Genomic DNA, 3,357 nt, shown 5'->3' on the forward strand with positions numbered 1-3,357 from the left:
TGAAATGAGGCATCGTTGATCTCCGATGCCCGGCAAGAAACGCTTGAAACGCGGCGGCCGAAGGACTAAATATCACTCGAGTCGTTGAGAAACTCAGGTCCTTCAGCAGCCCGCGCGCGTCACCGCCGGGCTGCTTTTTTATGCAGCGCGCTTGCCGGCGGGACGCCCTACGCGCGGCGTCTGCGGCCGGTGCTCGTGGGACATAACCCACTCGCGGACCTTGGCCGCGTCGTACAGCCTCATGATGCCCAGCCGAATGCAGGGCATCCCGGCGCGCTCATGCCGGATGATCGTTCTCTCGGAACAGCGCAGCTCCGCTGCAAGTTGAGCGCGCGTCAGCAGCCCGGAGAGGAGGCCGCTGTCATCATCGTGGCTGGTAGTTGCGTCTGACATTTTGAACCTGACCAGTTGCGTCGGTTCCTGTCAGTAAGTCGGCGCACCCTGTCCGCGCACGATGGGCAATTTGGGTTTTGCGATTTGCCCTAAAATATCTTCGGCGCGGTCAGGCTTCGGACGCCCGCCCCCTCCGCTCGACGAGGCGGCGCCGGATAGAGGCGGGGCTGGGTTGCTCACCGTTCAAGGCCGGAATGATAACGGAAAGGAACGTGACCAGCGGCCCGCTTTCCGAGGCGCCGGCTGGCGGGTTGACGGTTTGCCATGCCTCCGCGAAGTCCACCGGCAGCACGTCCGCCAAAGATTGCCAGCTTGCCGGATTATCGTCCCGGCCGTTCGACCGCACAACGACGCGCTGTTGCCAGACGATCCGGCTTGCGTCGCGTTGAACGGCCTCTAGCAGTCGCGCCGCCGCGCGGTGCCGCCACAGCCCGAAAGTGTCGTCCCGCCCCGGAACCGGGCGACAGCTCGCCTCGATCCGGGGGAGAACCTCGCGCAGTTCCGCGATGGCAGCCTCGGCGCGCCGGGCGTCGTCGTTAGCTTGCCGCTGCGCTTGCAACCGATAGAAATGAGCGTGCCAACGGTTTAGCACCGCCGCCAGGATCGCAAGCGCATCGTCCGGCGGCATGACGTACATCGGCCGGCCGTTTTTGCGTCGGTTGGTGATTTGCGTGGCGAAAATCTCCCGCAGCCCATCGGCGGAGAAAGGCGGGTCGGGCGACAGTGCGTCGCGGTGTGTGACATACCGCGTGCTCACGCCCGGCGCCCGCTGATCTGGACCACCTCGGCGGACCTGCCGCCTCCCGTCACCACGGCGCCCACACGCTCCGTAGCCGCCCGCAGAGGGTCGTCTAGGAGATGCGCATAGCGGGCGGTCGTGCTGGCCTGGGTGTGGCCGAGAAGCGCACCGATGACCACCAAGGACAGGCCGGAACTGGCGAGAATCGAAGCAAAAGTATGACGAAGATCGTGGATACGCACGGTCGATTGCCAGACCATCACGGGCTGGCCCTTAGCGTCGAGAACCGGCTTGCCGGCCTTCGTGGTCTTCGCCACCCGCTCGGCGAGGCCGGCATCCTTGCAGATGGCTGCCCATACCCGTTTGATCTCGGCGAGGTGACCGCGCACCAGATCGCCCTTGCGATCCCGGTGCGGCTGGCCAGGGAACAGGTGATCCTCCGGCCGCAGGTTGCCGCGATGCATCTGCGTCAGAAGCGCCAGCGCGGGCGCGCTGAGCGGCACGCGGTGTAGCTTGGCCTGCTTGGTCGTGGCGGCGGGCTTCGTCCATACGCCGGCCGCCAGATCGAACTGTGACCATGTGGCAGACAGCACCTCAGCCTTGCGGGCGCCGGTCAGCAGCAAGAGGCGGATCGCGTCACACGATACCCGCTCGGGATGCTTCGCCAGCGCATCGCTTAGCCGTGCCAGCTCGGCCGGCGTCAGGTGCCGCTCGCGCTTGTTTTCGGGCTGCCGCTCGATCCCGCGCGCCGGATTGTCCGTGCGCATCTCCCATTTGACCGCCAGCGCCAGCATCTTCGACAGGACGGCAACGGTCCGGTTGGCGCGGATCGGGGCCGTCTTCGCGACCTCCCGGTGCAGCTTTTCCACGTCGCTGTGCCGGAGGTCGGCGACCCGAACCTTGCCGAGCTGCGGGCGGACGTAGAGCCGGAGGATCGAACGGTAATCGACAACCGTAGCTGGCCGGCGCTTAGGCAGGTGCTCGGCCTCGAACCTGTCAGCAAGATCGGCGATGGTTGGCGCGGCGCGATCGGCGTGCCGGTCGCCCATCGGGTCGTCACCCAGGTCGATCCGGCGCTTGAGGGCCTTGGCGTGGTCGCGGGCCGGGCGGACCTTCCAGTCCGGCCAGCTCCCGATCGTGATGCGCCGCTCCCGGCCGGCTGCCCTGTAATTAAGGATGAACGCCCGCGCGCCGGCCTTCGTGATACGGACGCCGAAGCCTTTGACCTCGGCATCGTACACGATCCGGTTGCCCGCCTCAGGGGGCGCCAGGGCCTTCACGTCGGCATCCGTCAGCCCTTCATCTTTGCTCGCCTTCGCGCCCATGTCCGCACCCTGTGTCCGCACCGTGTCCGCATCAGGATGGCGCACGATGGCAGGGCGTGTCAACAAAAGTCAGAGGATGGCGCGAGAAGTCCGCATTCTATCTGCGTTTTCGAACGTCTGTGTCCGTATCCAAGGCTTTTCGGGGGTATCGGAGGCGAACTCTTAATCAGCGGGTCCAAGGTTCGAGTCCTTGTGCACCCACCACGTCCGCGAATGCCCCAGCGTCGACAGGCCCGCTTTCCTTCCGGGACCGCGACCATCGTCGCTTTCCGCCCCAGCCGCGATCCGCTATCAGCCTCGGCCGAACGCCATCCTGACCGAGGCGACGCCGCGCCATGTCCAGCCCCCGACATACCGAATGCGCATCCCGCTGGGAGATCCGGCATCTGCCGGACGAGGGCCGCGCGATCAACGACGGATGCGCCGTGGCAATCCGTTTGGCAGGCTTCTACGTGATGAGGGACGACGCGCCGGTTGCCGGGCCGTTCGAGACGGACGAGGCGGCGCAGGCGTGGCTTGTCCGCGGACGCTCATCCGGGCGCCCGCCAGCATTGCGCCGCGATCCCCGGCCGGGTGAGCGCGCGCCCGGGCAATAGGCGACGGCGCGCGCCCGGCAGCCCTTCAGTGCGCGTTCTCGCCCGGCGACTTCAGCGAGGACCCGGCATGGCTGCCGTTCTGCCCCGGTGCGCCGGGGATGTGCCCGCTCTCCGGCATGCGGCCGCCTGGGTTCTGCGGGCCGGGGCTGGCGACGCCGTTATGCGTCGGCGTCTTGGTCGACGTCACGGCGCCCGAGGGTGACGGCGCGGCGCTGGTGTCAGCCGCCAGGGCGGGCCCAGCAGCGAACGCGGCGGCGGCGGCAAGGGCGGCGGTCGCCATGGCGGCGCGGCGGATCGGTTTCAT

At 67.4% G+C, this 3,357-nt stretch carries 3 protein-coding genes; all 3 read right to left on the minus strand.

The genetic code is table 11. The features are described from left to right. Positions 1-502: 502 nt before the first annotated feature. Complete coding sequence (locus B8460_RS12160; RefSeq protein ID WP_148360570.1) at positions 503-1,150, minus strand: hypothetical protein; 648 nt, start codon at positions 1,148-1,150, stop codon at positions 503-505. Next, the gene (locus tag B8460_RS12165) at positions 1,147-2,457 is read right to left on the minus strand and encodes a tyrosine-type recombinase/integrase (RefSeq protein ID WP_048861870.1); all 1,311 of its coding nucleotides are present in this window, start codon (positions 2,455-2,457) and stop codon (positions 1,147-1,149) included. The genes B8460_RS12160 and B8460_RS12165 overlap by 4 nt, the downstream gene beginning before the upstream one ends. Before the next feature lie 621 nt (positions 2,458-3,078). Then, on the minus strand, positions 3,079-3,357 hold a 279-nt coding region (locus B8460_RS12170), incomplete at its 5' end, for a hypothetical protein (protein ID WP_048861871.1).

Source organism: Acidisphaera rubrifaciens HS-AP3, assembly GCF_000964365.1.
Classification (GTDB): domain Bacteria; phylum Pseudomonadota; class Alphaproteobacteria; order Acetobacterales; family Acetobacteraceae; genus Acidisphaera; species Acidisphaera rubrifaciens.